A 15,056-nucleotide genomic window follows, 5' to 3' on the forward strand; every position below is an offset into this window, starting at 1 on the left:
AAAATGCCCCGCGCCCTGCTCGCGCTGTTGATGTTGGTCGCCCTGCCTCTGTGGGCGGCCGAGCCAAAAGACCTGACCTGGTCGGAAATGATCCCGCCGGACGCTGCACCGGAAGTGCCGAACATGACGCCACTGCACGACCTGTCGAAGATGAGCGATGCGCTGTCCGCGGAGTCGGCTCCAGCGGCCAAGCAGGACATGCCGAACGCACCAGTGGTGAAAAGCCTCGACGGCAAGAATATTCGTTTACCGGGGTACATCGTGCCGCTGGAAGTCAGTGAAGAAGGTCGCACCACGGAGTTTCTGCTGGTGCCGTATTTTGGTGCCTGCATCCACGTACCGCCTCCACCGTCGAACCAGATCGTGCATGTCAAAAGCGAAGTCGGCGTGAAGCTTGATGAGCTGTATCAACCGTACTGGATCGAAGGTGCGTTGCAGGTCAAGGCGTCCACCAGCGAGTTGGCGGACGCGGGGTATCAGATGGAGGCGGACAAGATTTATGTGTATGAATTGCAGGAGTGAGTCCGGCAATTGTGTGTCGCGACGGGGGCAAAAATCGGGACCTTCACTGTTTCATTGAGCTGAGTCAAAAGACCGTATCAGTCGGATCCCTACCATTGGACATCGAACATATTTAACGTCCTTTGGAGCCCCCATGCACAAGTCCGCGCTCTGCGCTTCGCTGTTCGCTCTCGCGCTCGCAGCCCCGCTCGCTCATGCTCACACCGGCGGTGACATCATCGTTCGGGCCGGTGCGATCACCGTCAACCCGGAGGCCGACAGCTCCAGCGTCAAGGTCGATCAAGGCCCGTTGAAGGGTGCCGATCTGGGTGGCAAGGCCACCATGAGCAGCGACACGCAATTGGGTCTGAACTTCGCCTACATGATCACCGACCATCTGGGGATCGAACTGCTGGCAGCCTCGCCGTTCGAACACGACGTGAAACTCAAAGGCACCGCCCTCGGTGCCGCCAACGGCAAACTCGGCACTCTCAAACACCTGCCGCCAACCCTGAGCCTGGTCTACTACCCGATGGACGCCAAGTCCGCGTTCCAACCGTACATCGGCGGCGGTATCAACTACACCTGGATCTACGACGAACACGTCGGCAGTGAAGCCAGCGCCAACGGCTTCAGCAACTTCAAGGCGGAAAACTCCTGGGGCCTGGCCTGGGAAGTCGGTGCCGACTACATGCTGACCGACAACATAATGATCAACGCCCAGGTGCGCTACATCGACATCGATACCACCGCGACCGTGGAAAACAACGCCGTCGCGCCGGGCACCCGAGCCAAGGTCGACGTCGATGTGGACCCGTTCATTTACATGGTGGGTTTGGGTTACAAGTTTTAAGCAACATTTGATCGGCTTTTGTGGCGAGGGAGCAAGCTCCCTCGCCACAGGTTCAGTTTTAATTGACTGCCATTAGCCTCGTAAGGCGCCTTTTTTGATCAGTGCCCCAGCAACCGCGCCAGGCCGACACTCATCGGTGTCTGCTGCGGGTAGGTAAACCGCTCCAGCAAACGCCGGTTATTCGCGCGTGAATGGCGGATGTCACCGGAACGCGCCGGGCCGTAGCTCACAGGCGGCAGCTTGCCGACCACTGCTTCAAGGGCTGCCAGCATTTGCTTGAGGGTCGTAGCCTGATTCCAGCCGACATTCACCGCACCGACTTCCACCTGCGGCTTCTCGATGGCTTGCACCAACACGTCCACCAAGTCCTCGACATAGACAAAATCCCGAGTCTGCTCGCCATCGCCAAACACGGTGATTGGCAAACCTTTCTGCGCGCGCTCGCTGAAAATACTGATCACCCCGGAATACGGTGAGGACGGATCCTGGCGCGGGCCGAAGATGTTGAAGAAGCGGAAAACCACCGGTTCCAGGCCATGCTGGCGGCGATAGAAATCGAAGTAATGTTCGCTCGCCAACTTGTCTGCCGCGTACGGCGTCAACGGTGCCTTGGGCGTGTCTTCGTCGATCGACTCACCTTCGCCATTGTTGCCATAGACCGCCGCACTGGACGCGTACAGCACCCGCTTGACGCCGGTCTGACGCATGGCTTCGCAGACATTCAGCGAGCCGATGAAATTGCTCTGATGGGTCTTCACCGGATCATCCACCGAAGCCTGCACCGAAGCCACTGCGGCCAAGTGCGCCACGGCGCTGCAACCGACCATCACCTGCGCCACCAGTGCGGCGTCGGCGACGTCGCCCACGATCAGTTCGACGAGGGGATTGTCCAGCGGCAGGTTGCTGCGCTTGCCGGTGGAGAGGTCATCGAGAATCCGCACCGAGTGCCCCTTGGCGAGCAAGGCGTCGGTCAGGTGCGAGCCGATGAAACCGGCGCCGCCGGTGATTAAAACAGGGCCGTCAGCCATGGCGATAAAACCTATCCAGTAAGCCCGGGAGTGCCGCGCGCCAGGCGCGGGGCTTGATCCCGAAAGTGTGCAGAATTTTCTTGCAGGCCAGCACCGCGTGTTGCGGTTCTTCAGCGGCGTCGGGCCGCGCGGCGTGAGCCTGGGCGGTCGGTGCTTCGATGGCCAGCGGGTGCAGGGCGCGTGCTTCGGTAAGGATAGCCTGCCCCAGTGCCAGCGGCGTGGTCGCCTCATGCCCGGCGTAGTGGTAAGTGCCCCACAGCGGCGCGGAGCAATCGAGTTGCTTGAGCACCGAAATGATCACCCGGGCGGCATCGTCCACCGGGGTCGGATTACCGCGACGATCATCGGCCATCAACAGTTCTTCAGCTTTCTCGGCCCGGCTCAGGAATCGCCCGAGAGAGCCATCAGGGCTGTCGTCGAGCAGCCAGCCGAAACGCAGCAGTACGTGCTGTGGACAAGTGGCGCGTACGCTTTGCTCGATTCGCCACAAGGCCTGACCACGCAGGCCCAGCGGTACCGGTTCGTCTTTTTCGCTATAGGCGGTCGCCCGAGAGCCATCGAACACGCGATAACTCGACGGTTGCATCAGCACAATGTTGTGATGTTGGCACAGCTCGGCCAGCCGTTCGACGGCTCGCTCCTGCCCGGCCAGACGCTGTTCGCTGACAGTCTCCGCCTGGAACCAGTCAAAGTAGTAGGCGAGATTGATCAACGCATCCGGACGGGTATCGTCGAGCAGTTGCGTCAGGCTCGCGGCATCCCAGCCGTCTTGCGGTGGGCGGGGGGCGAGGAAACCGATGTCTTCCTCCGCACCGAGGCGAATCAGCGCCTGCCCAAGGGCATTTCCGCCGCCCAGTAACATAAGGCGCATTCGCATAGAGTCAGCAGGCCCAGTCTGATTGGAACGATGGCTTTATCGACAGCGCCCGCGGGCGATGTCCTCAATAATTGCCGGAATCGTTGCATTTTGCGGGTTTAGTGCGCAACCGTCATCCGTAAAGTGTAGATCCCGGGGATTTGTGGTGCCTGTGCGGCCCTCAGCACCGACACAGATCCTGAGCGGTACTTGCAACTTCCCGCCCCCACCCGCATAAATGACTTCATGAATCTGCCCATCCCCACGGACGCTGCCCTGGCAGGCTTTCACCCCGCCGTCAGCGCCTGGTTCAGCAACACGTTCGCGACGGCCACCGCCGCCCAAGCCCGGGCGTGGCCATTGATCCGTCAGCGCCGCTCAACCCTGATCGCCGCGCCCACCGGCTCCGGCAAGACCCTCACTGCGTTTCTGGCCGTGCTCGACGATCTGGTCCATCGTGGCCTGGAGAGCCCGGACGGCCTGCCGGACGAAACCCTGGTGGTCTACGTTTCGCCGCTCAAGGCGCTGTCCAACGACATCCAGATCAACCTGCAAAACCCGCTGGCCGGCATCACCGAACAGTTGCGGGTAATGGGCCTGCCCGATGTGCCGATCAGCACCGCCGTGCGCACCGGCGATACGCCGCAAAAAGAGCGTTCGGCCATGCGCAAAACCGCGCCGCACATTCTGGTGACCACTCCGGAATCCCTTTACGTGCTGCTCGGCTCCGACTCCGGCCGGCAAATGCTCGGCACCACGCAAACGGTGATCGTCGACGAAATCCACGCCATTGCCGCCAGCAAACGCGGTAGCCACCTGGCCCTGAGCCTGGAGCGTCTGCAGGCACTGACCTTAAATAAATCGCGCTCGCAACCGCTGGTGCGTATCGGCCTGTCTGCCACGCAAAAACCCATCGAAGCGGTGTCGCGCTTTTTGGTCGGCCGTGATCGCGACTGCGAAATCATCGACATCGGCCACGCCCGTCCACGGGATCTCGATATAGAGGTGCCGCCCGTGCCGTTGTCGGCGGTAATGGCCAACGATGTCTGGGAACTGGTCTATGACCGACTCGCCGCCCTCGCCCGTGAACACCGGACCACGCTGATTTTCGTCAACACCCGGCGCCTGGCCGAACGCCTGAGTCGACACTTGAGCGGACGCCTCGGCAAAGACGCGGTAGCGGCCCACCATGGCAGCTTGGCCAAGGAGTTTCGCCTGGACGCCGAGCAACGGCTCAAGCGCGGCGAGCTGCAAGTGCTGATCGCCACTGCTTCGCTGGAATTGGGGATCGACATCGGTGACGTCGACCTGGTGTGCCAGATCGCGTCGCCACGCTCGATTGCCGGATTTGTGCAACGGGTCGGCCGCTCCGGGCACCAGGTCGGCGGCATGCCCAAGGGCCGGCTATTCGCCACCACCCGCGACGACCTGATCGAATGCGCCGCCCTGCTCGATTGCGTCCGCCGTGGCGAACTCGACACGTTGCAGATCCCAGAAGCACCACTGGACGTGCTGGCCCAACAGATCATCGCCGAGGTCAGCTGCCAGGAATGGCAGGAACAGGCACTGCTCGAAATGCTGCGCAACGCTTCGCCTTACGCCAGGCTCGACGAAAAGCACTATCAGGCACTGCTGCAAATGCTCGCCGAGGGTTACAGCGGTCGCCTGGGTATTCGCAGCGCTTACCTGCACCGGGACGCCGTAAGCCGCACACTTCGCGGCCGTCGAGGCGCCAAGCTGACTGCCGTGACCAGCGGCGGGACGATTCCGGACAACGCCGACTACAGCGTTTTGCTGGAGCCTCAAGGGCTGAACATCGGCAGCGTCAACGAAGACTTCGCAGTGGAAAGCATCGCCGGGGATATCTTTCAGTTGGGCAATACGTCGTATCGAATCCTGCGGGTCGAAACCGGCAAAGTCCGGGTCGAAGACGCTCAGGGGCAACCACCGACCATTCCGTTCTGGCTCGGCGAAGCACCGGGTCGCAGTGATGAATTGTCGTTCGCCGTGGCCCGCCTGCAAGCGCAACTCGATGAGCGGCTCGGTGCCACGCCCGGCAACTTGCAGCCAGCCGTCGACTGGCTGACCGACGTACTCGGCTTGAACCTCGCCAGTGCCGAACAACTGGTGGATTACCTGGCCCGGGCGCGCCAGACCCTCGGCGCCTTGCCGTCGCAAGACACGCTGCTGATGGAGCGGTTTTTCGACGAGTCCGGCGGTACTCAGCTGATAATCCACTCGCCGTTCGGCAGCCGCATCAACCGCGCCTGGGGCCTGGCCCTGCGCAAGCGTTTCTGCCGCACCTTCAACTTCGAATTGCAGGCCGCCGCCAGCGAGGACGCCATCGTGCTGTCGCTGTCCTCCGGTCATAGCTTCGAGCTGGAGGAGGTCTGGCGTTATCTGCACAGCAACAGCGCCGAACATACCTTGATTCAAGCAGTACTCGAGGCCCCACTGTTCGGCGTGCGCTGGCGCTGGAATGCCGGGGTCGCCCTGGCGCTGCCGCGCTACAGCGGCGGACGCAAAGTACCGCCGCAGATCCAGCGGATGAAAAGCGAAGACCTGATCGCCAGCGTGTTTCCCGATCAGATCGCCTGCGTGGAAAACCTCGCCGGCGAGCGCGAGATTCCCGACCATCCCTTGGTTGAACAAACCCTCGACGATTGCCTCCATGAGGCCATGGACTGCGAAGGCTGGCTGGCGTTGTTGCGGCGCATGGAACAGGGCGACATCCGCCTGATCAGCCGCGACTTGCCAGCGCCCTCGCCGCTGGCGGCGGAGATTCTCAGCGCCCGCCCCTACACCTTTCTCGACGACGCGCCGCTGGAAGAGCGCCGTACTCAGGCGGTGCTCAACCGCCGCTGGAGCGATCCGCAGTCCACCGATGATCTCGGTGCGCTGGACGCCGAGGCGATTGCCGCGGTGCGTGATGAAGCCTGGCCAACGCCCACCGGCATTGATGAAATGCATGAAGCGCTGATGAGCCTGGCGTGCATCGCCGATGCCGAGGCCCAGGCCAACCCGAATTGGCTCGAGTGGCTGAATGCCTTGTCCGACAGTGGCCGGGCCAGCCGTTTGCAAATCAATACCGAACAATCGCTATGGTTGGCGCTGGAACGCCTGACCTGCCTGCGGGCGATTTATCCACAGGCCACATTGGTTACACCGTTGGAGGCGTTGCCCGGTTTCGATGAAACCTGGGAGCCGGATGAAGCGGTGCTGGAAGTGATCCGCGCGCGGCTCAGCGCATTTGGTCCGTTACCGCTGAAGGCCATTGCCGAGCCGCTTGGATTACCGGCGATTCACGTCACTCAGGCCTTGGTGCAATTGGAGCGCGAAGGCTATGTGCTGCGTGGGCAATTCACCCCGGGCGCCCGTGAAGAAGAATGGTGTGAACGGCATCTGCTGGCGCGGATTCATCGGTATACGGTCAAGCGTCTGCGACGGGAAATCGAGCCGGTGGCGTTGCAGGATTTCATGCGATTCCTGTTCGACTGGCAGCATCTTTCCACCGCGAGCCAAGGTCAGGGCCGCGCGGTGTTACCGGCGATCATCAGCCAGTTCGAAGGCTACCCCGCCGCCGCTTCGGCGTGGGACAGCGACATTCTGCCGGCGCGGCTCAAAGACTATTCGGCGAGCTGGCTGGATGATTTGTGTCGCAGCGGCAAACTGGTGTGGACCCGCCTGACCGCGCGCAACAAGAGCGCCAGCACGGCATTGCGCAGCACGCCGATTCTGCTGCTGCCACGCAGCCAGGTCGGGTTATGGAGTGGCTTGACCGAGCAGACGCCGGTCAACGAACTGTCGCCCAAAACCCAAAAAGTCCATGAAGCGCTCAGCCAGCACGGCGCACTGTTTTTCGATGAACTGATTCACGAAGCCCATCTGCTGCGCTCGGAACTGGAAATCGCCTTGCAGGAACTGGTCGGTGCCGGGCTGGTAAACGCTGACAGCTTCGCCGGCCTGCGAGCGCTGATTACCCCGGCCAGCAAACGCCAGAATCGCAGCAGCCGACGCGGGCGCGGAGCCTTTTCCGGCGGGATGGACGATGCCGGACGCTGGGCCTTGCTGCGCCGCGGTGCTGCTGCACCGGTTGTGGATAAACAACGGCCAGCGCCTACGCCCAGCGAAACCCTGGAACATATCGCCATGACCTTGTTGCGCCGTTACGGCGTGGTGTTCTGGCGCGTGCTGGAGCGTGAAGCGGACTGGTTGCCGAGTTGGCGAGAATTGCTGCGCACATTTCATCGGCTCGAGGCCCGGGGCGAGATTCGTGGCGGGCGGTTTGTCAGTGGTCTGGCGGGGGAGCAATTTGCGTTGCCTGAAGCGATTCCATTGCTGCGCGAAGTCAGACGGCGACCGCACGATGGGAATCTGATCGCAGTGTGTGGAGTGGATCCGCTGAACCTCGCTGGCACCTTGTTGCCAGGCGCGAAAGTACCGGCACTGGCGAGCAATCGACTGGTGTATCGCGACGGTTTACCGGCCGCCGCCGAGATTGCCGGCAAGCAGCAATTCTGGCTGGAGCTGGATCAGCAGGCCAGTGCCGAACTACGCAATAAGCTGACCTGCCATAGTTCCCTGTAGGCGCGAGCGGTGCGGCGATCCGACTTGCCCGCCAAACTCTTCGCTTTACCGTCCGTAGCCCCGTCGAAACTTTCTCGCGCGCCCGGCAGTCATCAAAAGACAGAGGCTGTCCGAGGGCTACACAGACGGGAGGCGACATGGCGGCGATTCATATTGGTATTTCAGGCTGGCGCTACACGCCTTGGCGGGGGGAGTTCTACCCGAAGGGGCTGACCCAGAAGCGCGAATTGCAATTCGCTTCACGGGCAGTGAACAGCATCGAAATCAATGGATCGTTCTACGCCCTGCAACGGCCCGAACGTTACGCCCAGTGGTACGAAGAAACCCCGGCGGGCTTCGTGTTCAGCGTCAAGGCGCCGCGCTTCATCACCCACATCAAGCGCCTGCGGGACATCCATAAACCCTTGGCGAATTTCTTCGCCTCCGGGGTGCTGGAACTCAAGGAAAAACTCGGCCCGATCCTCTGGCAGTTTCCACCCAACTTCAAATTCGACCCGGAGGTGTTCGAAAGCTTTCTCGAACAATTACCCCACGACACGGAACAGGCCGCCGCCCTCGCCCGCCAGCATGAGCCGCGCCTGAACGGTCACGCCAGCATGAAGGCCTACGGCAAAAAACCACTGCGCCATGCCGTGGAAATTCGCCACGACAGCTTCGTCGATCCCGCCTTTGTCCGTCTGCTCAAACGCTACAGCACTGCGCTGGTTATCGCCGACACCGCCGGCAAATGGCCGTATCGCGAAGACCTCACCAGCGACTTCGTTTACCTGCGCTTGCACGGCGCCGAGGAACTCTATGCCAGCGGTTATACCCCACAAGCACTGAAACGCTGGGGCGACCGGATTGAGGCCTGGTACCACGGACAACAACCGGCGGATCCGCAATTGATCGCGCCCCGGCAAAAACCCAAGACACGCAAATCCCGGGAAGTGTTCTGCTATTTCGATAACGACATCAAAGTCCGTGCGCCCTTCGATGCCCGCCGCTTGCTTGAGCGTTTCCATCTCGACAAAGACCTTGCCACGGCCCCCGGCGAACCCGCTGCCGAAGGAGTGCTGCCATGAGCATTTCCGAACCGGTCGGCACGACGGATGAACAGCAGCCCATTATCAGCACGGTGACCCGCTTCACCGTGCTGACGGTCAACACCCACAAGGGTTTCACCGCGCTCAACCGGCGCTTCATCCTGCCCGAGTTGCGTGAGGCGGTGCGCACGGTGTCCGCCGACGTGGTGTTTCTGCAGGAGGTCCATGGCACCCACGAGCATCACCCCCAGCGCTACAACAATTGGCCGGCGATGCCCCAGTATGAATTTCTGGCCGATACCCTGTGGCCGCAATTTGCCTACGGGCGCAACGCGGTTTATCCGGCGGGCGATCACGGCAACGCGCTGTTGTCGAAATTCCAAATCATTCGTCACGATAACCTCGACGTTTCCATCAGCGGCCATGAGAACCGTGGAATCCTGCATTGCGTGCTGCGCATGCCCGGTGATGGCCGGGAAGTGCATGCCATTTGCGTCCATCTGGGACTGCTCGAAAGTCACCGGATGGCACAACTCAAACTGCTGACCCAACGCATGGAAGAGTTGCCGCAGGATGCCCCGGTGGTGGTCGCCGGCGACTTCAACGACTGGCGCCTGCGCGCCGATGCGCTGCTCAAGCCCTGCGGTTTGCGTGAAGTGTTCGCCGAGCTGCATGGTAAACCGGCGCGCAGTTTCCCGGCGCGTCTGCCAGCGTTGCGCCTGGACCGCATCTACGTGCGCAACCTCAAGGCCAGCCATCCGCAAGTACTCGCGGCACGACCCTGGTCACACCTTTCCGACCATGCACCACTGTCGGTGGAGATCGAGCTATGACCGGCCCATCGATGGAAAAAACCACGATCGAACACGTCTCCACACCTCCGCCCGTGCGTGAGCCGGCGGTCGTTAACGTCGAATACGGTTGGCACGGTAACAACCGGGTCCAATTGCTGGAGAACGGTGAGGAATACTTTCCACGGGTGTTTGAAGTGCTGCGCCAGGCCCAGAGTGAAATCCTGCTGGAAACCTTCATTGTGTTCGAAGACAAGGTCGGCAATGAGCTGCAAAAAATCCTGATTGAAGCGGCTCAACGCGGCGTGCGCATCACCGTCAGCCTCGACGGTTTTGGCTGTGGCGAACTGACCACGGAGTACCTCGCCGCCCTGAGCAATGCCGGTGTGCGCCTGCAGATATTCGATCCCGCCCCGCGTCACTTCGGCATCCGCACCAACTGGTTCCGCCGTCTGCACCGCAAGATTGTGGTGGTCGACGGGACGATTGCGTTCCTCGGCGGCATCAACTTTTCCGCCGACCACTTGGCCGACTTCGGTCCCGAGGCCAAACAGGATTACTCGGTTGAAGTGCAAGGCCCGGCGGTGGCCGATATTCATCATTTCGCCTTGCTGCAAAGCGGTCGTCCGGCCCGGGCCAAATACTGGTGGCAACGCCGCAGACAGCGGCGCGCGGAACTGGCGGTCAGCGATCATGATGGTCAGGTACGGCTGGTGTATCGCGACAATGCCGAACACCAGGGCGATATCGAAGAGGTGTACTTGCGGGTACTGCGCGGCGCCCGGCATCGCGCGATCATCGCCAACGCCTACTTCTTTCCAGGCTATCGGCTGCTGCGCGAGATCCGCAACGCGGCGCGGCGCGGAGTCGAGGTGCGTCTGATTCTTCAAGGGCAGCCGGATTTGCGGGTAGCCAGACTCGCCGCGCGCATGACCTACGACTATCTGCTGCGGGCCGGTGTAGCGATTTACGAATATTGCGACCGCCCCCTGCATGGCAAAGTCGCCCTGGTCGATGAGGACTGGAGCACCGTCGGTTCAAGCAACCTCGACCCGCTGAGCCTGTCCCTGAACCTGGAAGCCAACGTGTTGATCCGCGACCGTGCCTTCAACCGTGACTTGTTCGAGCGTCTCGACGAGTTGAGCAGCAACCACTGCAAGGTCATGTCGGCGGACAAGGCGCCTCGCGGGCGGATCTGGCACATGACCATCGGTTTTCTGGTGTTCCACTTCCTGCGGCATTTCCCGGCGTGGGCCGGTTGGCTGCCGGCACATAAACCGCGCCTGAAACCCTTCATCCATCCGACCGGGAGCGATAAGGCATGAGGCATTCTGATGCGCAGCCTGCCCCTCACTCCGACACGCCGCGAAGATCCCACTGGCACCGCTGGAAAAAGCCGCTGACGATGCTGTTTTTTCTGGCGTTGATCGTACTGTTCACGATGCTCGCCCAACGCATCGAATGGGGTGAAGTGTTCGATACCCTCGCCGATTTCAAAGTGCACACGCTAATCATCGCGTCGGGTCTGACGCTGATGAGTTTTCTGGTCTACGCCTGTTTTGACCTGATCGGCCGCACCTACATCCGGCAGGACCTGACCTGGCGACAGATCCTCCCAGTGGGTGTCATCAGCTATGCCTTTAACCTGAACCTGAGCGCCTGGGTCGGCGGGGTCGCCATGCGTTATCGGCTGTATTCGCGGCTTGGCGTGAGCAAAAGCAACATCGCGAAAATCCTCGGGCTGAGCCTGGCGACCAATTGGTTCGGCTACATGGTGATTGCCGGCACGGTGTTCAGCAGCGGCCTGGTACGAATGCCGCCAAGCTGGAAACTGAGCAGCGATGCCCTGCAAGGCGTAGGCGTGTTATTGCTGCTGTTGAGCGCGGGGTATCTGGCGGCCTGCCGGTTTTCCAGGCGGCGGGAGTGGTCGATTCGCGGCGTGGAAATCAACCTGCCGTCGCTGCACATGGCGGTCCTGCAACTGGCCCTCGGCGCGCTGAACTGGTCGCTGATGGCGGCAGTGATTTTCACTCTGCTGCCGAGCAAGCTGGACTATCCGCTGGTGCTTGGCGTGTTGTTGATCAGCGCCTTTGCCGGGGTTATCACCCACATTCCGGCCGGGCTCGGGGTGCTGGAGGCGGTGTTCGTGGCGCTGCTGCAACATGAGGCCTCGCGGGGAAGTCTGGTGGCGGGGTTGCTTGCTTATCGGGCGATCTATTTCCTCCTGCCGCTGCTGATTACCGTGGTGATGTACCTGGTGGTGGAGGCCAAGGCGAAGTCGTTGCGGATTTCGAAGAAATCTTCTTGAGAATGATGGCGAAGCGGATGCCTCCATCGCGAGAACACCGCAAACCTCAACTCGACTGAATGATGCTCAACCGCTCGCCCACCACCATTTCCGTGATCCAGCCCACGAGGATCGAGGTGTACGCCTGTTGCGAGACAGGCTCGCTCAAGGCGTGATCGGCACCGTCGATGATCCGGTGAGTCAATGAGTGGGTCTGCTGACACGCCGCGCGGTAACTCATGATGGTCGCGTGGGGCACATAGGCATCAGTCTCGGACTCCACCAGCAACACATCCCCGGTAAATTGCGAACAGGCATGCAGCGCGCGATTGCTGTCGGCGCTGACCCGCGTGCTGCGGTAATCGCGCAAATCGAGCTTGTCCAGCTCACGCTTGGGCGTGTGCCAGAAGTCGTCGCGATACAACGCCGGCACCCGCAGCGCCAGCCAACGCACCGGGCGCAAGGAGGTCAGGATCGCCGCCAGATAACCGCCATAACTGGTACCCACCACAGCGATCGCAGATGTGTCGAGCGCCGGGTGCGCGAGCAAGCGGTCGTAGGCTGCCAGCAGGTCGCGCAGATTGTCTTCGCGGGTTATCCGCGACAACGGAATACCGGTCCCGCCGGTGTGGCCGCGCAAGTCGAAGGTCAGGCACACGCAACCCAACCCGGCGATGCCTTTGGCGCGCTCCAGATCACGCTCCTGACTGCCGCCCCAGCCGTGAACGAAAAGCACACCCGGGACTTTCGATTTGGGGCTGAGGAAGGTTCCGCTCATCTGTTCATCGTCGATGTCGATCGCAATGGTTTCGCTTCTAGCCGTCATAGGATTTGACCGTTACGTACTTGAGAAGAAAGTCCCCGTGTTCCGCTGGCCCGCGGTAGACCTCAATGGCGTTGGCCGGCAGCGGTTGCTCGGTATAGGTTTCGACCGACGACACGCGAATCGCGCGCAAGCCGGGGTTGTTGACGAAGCTCTGCAGTGCCGCGACTTCAGCACTGCTGGCACCGCCCAGGCGCCAGGATTGTTCGAGCACGCCGCTGCGTTGTTTGCCATCGCAATCCAGCCCCTGGGCGATGTCGTAGTTGCGCCGCGAGGCGTAGAAACCGGGATAGGCTTCATCGGCCGCGCTGTCGAATACCTGCGCCTGCTGGATCGCCAGCCGCGTGTCGTCCGCCAGTTCCAGCGCCAGCAGGTCCTCGTAATAACCTCGTACGACCAACAGGTTGGACCCTCCATAAACCTGTTCGCCCTGACTGTCCTCGGTCAAGTATTGATCACCGCAATAACTCAGCACGTTATCGCCGATGAAGCTTTGGCCGACGCTGTGGGTGACCACTTCGGTCAAGTCCTGCTCCAGCACCACGCCTTCGGTGAAGAGTGTTTTGGCATCGGGGCGAGCGAGAATGGCGTCGAACTGGTCGAGGCTTTTGATCACTTCCTGACCGCGTCCGGCGCAGGCATGAATAGGTTTCATGCGGATCGGACCGCTGTAGAGCAGGTGCTCCGCCGCCGGGCGAGCATCGTCCAGGGAGAACACGCTGAGGCCATCGAGCACGACGCTACGCACCCGTTCTGAAAACAACGGCGACCAACCTTCGGGCGCGAACGCATAGCGATTCAACAGCCCATGGCTAATGGCTTTGGTGCAAATGAAATCGTGGTCGACGTAACCGCCCCACAAATCCTCCGGCCCTTTGACGCCCAGCTGCCGGGCGGCAGCAACGCCCACCAGCGTCTGGGTCGGCAGCAGATAAACATCACGGCCGCTATGCAGATCCAAGTCATAACTGCCGCCGTATTCGAGCCCGAGGACCTGCGCCAGCCAACGGGCCAGCGCGCGATTGGTTTCGACTTCGTGCAGCGAGGCGTCGGGGCGCACCGAATGGGCGAGCACCCGTTTCTTGCGGTTTGTTGGGGTCATGCGTTCCCCTTCAATCTGCGCTTGATAAATGTAGCTGAAGGCGGTGCAGAGATCAGGCCAACGGCGGCTGGAGTGAAACGGGTTTCAAATCAGCCGGTTGCGAAATACGCGATAGCACAAGGCCTGTTTTATTCTGCACGACACCTTTCAATACTCCCGGCATTTTGCACGACCAAAGTCTGGCATAGAGCCGCGGTGATGTTCGCTATCGAGCCACGGCTGCGGTAGCCGACACACCAAACCGCCCCCGGTAATCACTCGGCGCCAGCCCGGTAATCTTTTTGAACGTTGCCCGAAACGCACTCGGATCCTGATAACCCACGGTCCAGGCAATGTGATCAATGGTGCCGTTAGTGAATTCGAGCATTTCCCGCGCCTTGCCGACCCGCAGGTGCTGGCAGTACTCGGTGGGTTTCAACCCGGTCGCCGCACGAAAACGCCGCAGGAAGGTGCGTTCTTCCAGCCCCGCCCGCTCGGCCATTGCCGTCAACGAGACATCGGTCGCGCCGGTGCTTTGCAACCAATGCTGGACCTTGAGAATCGACGCATCGCCATGGTTGAGAATCGGTGAAAAATTGCTGCCGCACTCGCTCGCGCTGTCGCTGTGTTCCACCACCAGAAACCGCGCCGTGCCGGTGGCAATGCTCGGCCCGAGCAAGCGGTTCACCAACCGCAATCCCAGTTCCGACCAGGCCATTAACCCAGCAGTAGTGATCAGGTCACCATCGTCGACAATCGGCGTGTCGGCCTTGAGCTTGATCGCCGGGTAACGCTCGGCGAAGGCCTTGGCCGAAGTCCAGTGGGTCGTGGCTCTACGACCGTCGAGCAGACCGCTTTCGGCCAACAGAATAGAGCCCACGCAGACCCCGCCAAGGGTCGCACCGTTGGCGTGTTGCTGAAGAATCCAGCGAATCAGCCCCTGGGATGCCTGGCCCTTGGAAAAACCGCCGATCGAGGGTGGGATCAACACGGCGACCAACGCGCCAGCCGGGCCGGGATGACTGTCGTAGACCCGCTCGGGCGCCTGATCGCCCTCGACCCGCCAATGACTGATCCGCAGCAACGGCAGCTGCGCCGCCTGATGCTCGGCGGCGATCCGGTTGGCCACGCCGAACAGGTCCGTCAGCCCATGCACCGCCGCCATCTGCGCACCGGGATAGATCAGCACTCCCAGTTCGGCGATTGCCCTTTCTACAGCCATTG

General features: G+C 61.4%; 12 protein-coding genes. 7 read left to right on the forward strand and 5 right to left on the reverse strand.

All coding sequences use genetic code 11. The annotated features are described in order from the left end of the window. Positions 1 to 3 precede the first annotated feature (3 nt). Both LOY56_RS23445 and LOY56_RS23450 read left to right on the forward strand, forming a co-directional pair. The gene (locus LOY56_RS23445; RefSeq protein ID WP_258617402.1) at positions 4 to 522 is read left to right on the forward strand and encodes a DUF3299 domain-containing protein; all 519 of its coding nucleotides are present in this window, start codon (positions 4 to 6) and stop codon (positions 520 to 522) included. A 133-nt stretch (positions 523 to 655) separates the two neighbouring features. After that, entirely contained in the window at positions 656 to 1,354 is a 699-nt protein-coding gene (locus LOY56_RS23450; protein ID WP_258617404.1) for an OmpW family protein, read from the forward strand. A gap of 98 nt (positions 1,355 to 1,452) precedes the next feature. Here LOY56_RS23450 and LOY56_RS23455 read toward each other — a convergent pair whose 3' ends face one another. Together LOY56_RS23455 and LOY56_RS23460 are read right to left on the reverse strand one after the other, a co-directional pair. Continuing rightward, complete coding sequence (locus LOY56_RS23455) at positions 1,453 to 2,382, reverse strand: NAD-dependent epimerase/dehydratase family protein (RefSeq protein ID WP_258617406.1); 930 nt, start codon at positions 2,380 to 2,382, stop codon at positions 1,453 to 1,455. Further along, on the reverse strand, positions 2,375 to 3,259 hold the full coding sequence (locus LOY56_RS23460; RefSeq protein WP_258617407.1) for an NAD(P)-dependent oxidoreductase: 885 nt from the start codon (positions 3,257 to 3,259) through the stop codon (positions 2,375 to 2,377). The genes LOY56_RS23455 and LOY56_RS23460 overlap by 8 nt, the downstream gene beginning before the upstream one ends. Before the next feature lie 225 nt (positions 3,260 to 3,484). Here LOY56_RS23460 and LOY56_RS23465 point away from each other — a divergent pair, with 225 nt between their 5' ends. From LOY56_RS23465 to LOY56_RS23485, 5 genes are all read left to right on the forward strand, one after another. Then, complete coding sequence (locus LOY56_RS23465) at positions 3,485 to 7,825, forward strand: DEAD/DEAH box helicase (RefSeq protein ID WP_258617408.1); 4,341 nt, start codon at positions 3,485 to 3,487, stop codon at positions 7,823 to 7,825. Positions 7,826 to 7,962: 137 nt separating this feature from the next. Then, positions 7,963 to 8,889, forward strand: a complete 927-nt coding sequence (locus tag LOY56_RS23470; protein WP_258617409.1) for a DUF72 domain-containing protein — start codon at positions 7,963 to 7,965, stop codon at positions 8,887 to 8,889. Beyond that, complete coding sequence (locus tag LOY56_RS23475) at positions 8,886 to 9,683, forward strand: endonuclease/exonuclease/phosphatase family protein (protein WP_258617410.1); 798 nt, start codon at positions 8,886 to 8,888, stop codon at positions 9,681 to 9,683. The genes LOY56_RS23470 and LOY56_RS23475 overlap by 4 nt, the downstream gene beginning before the upstream one ends. Beyond that, positions 9,680 to 10,966: a cardiolipin synthase ClsB gene (gene clsB, locus LOY56_RS23480; RefSeq protein ID WP_258617412.1), complete on the forward strand. Its 1,287-nt coding sequence runs from the start codon at positions 9,680 to 9,682 to the stop codon at positions 10,964 to 10,966. The genes LOY56_RS23475 and clsB overlap by 4 nt, the downstream gene beginning before the upstream one ends. Beyond that, entirely contained in the window at positions 10,963 to 11,949 is a 987-nt protein-coding gene (locus tag LOY56_RS23485; RefSeq protein WP_258617413.1) for a lysylphosphatidylglycerol synthase domain-containing protein, read from the forward strand. The genes clsB and LOY56_RS23485 overlap by 4 nt, the downstream gene beginning before the upstream one ends. A 46-nt stretch (positions 11,950 to 11,995) precedes the next feature. On the opposite strand, the gene LOY56_RS23490 is transcribed toward LOY56_RS23485, so the two are convergent. From LOY56_RS23490 to LOY56_RS23500, 3 genes are all read right to left on the reverse strand, one after another. Then, complete coding sequence (locus tag LOY56_RS23490) at positions 11,996 to 12,754, reverse strand: S9 family peptidase (protein ID WP_237885348.1); 759 nt, start codon at positions 12,752 to 12,754, stop codon at positions 11,996 to 11,998. Next, the gene (locus LOY56_RS23495; RefSeq protein WP_258617415.1) at positions 12,744 to 13,853 is read right to left on the reverse strand and encodes a DUF3182 family protein; all 1,110 of its coding nucleotides are present in this window, start codon (positions 13,851 to 13,853) and stop codon (positions 12,744 to 12,746) included. Before LOY56_RS23495 ends, LOY56_RS23490 begins: the two co-directional genes overlap by 11 nt. Before the next feature lie 205 nt (positions 13,854 to 14,058). Continuing rightward, positions 14,059 to 15,054 (reverse strand): GlxA family transcriptional regulator, encoded by a 996-nt coding sequence (locus tag LOY56_RS23500; RefSeq protein WP_258617416.1) that lies wholly within the window; start codon positions 15,052 to 15,054, stop codon positions 14,059 to 14,061. Between the last annotated feature and the right edge of the window lie 2 nt (positions 15,055 to 15,056).

The organism is Pseudomonas sp. B21-048 (assembly GCF_024748615.1).
In the GTDB taxonomy this organism is placed as follows: domain Bacteria; phylum Pseudomonadota; class Gammaproteobacteria; order Pseudomonadales; family Pseudomonadaceae; genus Aquipseudomonas.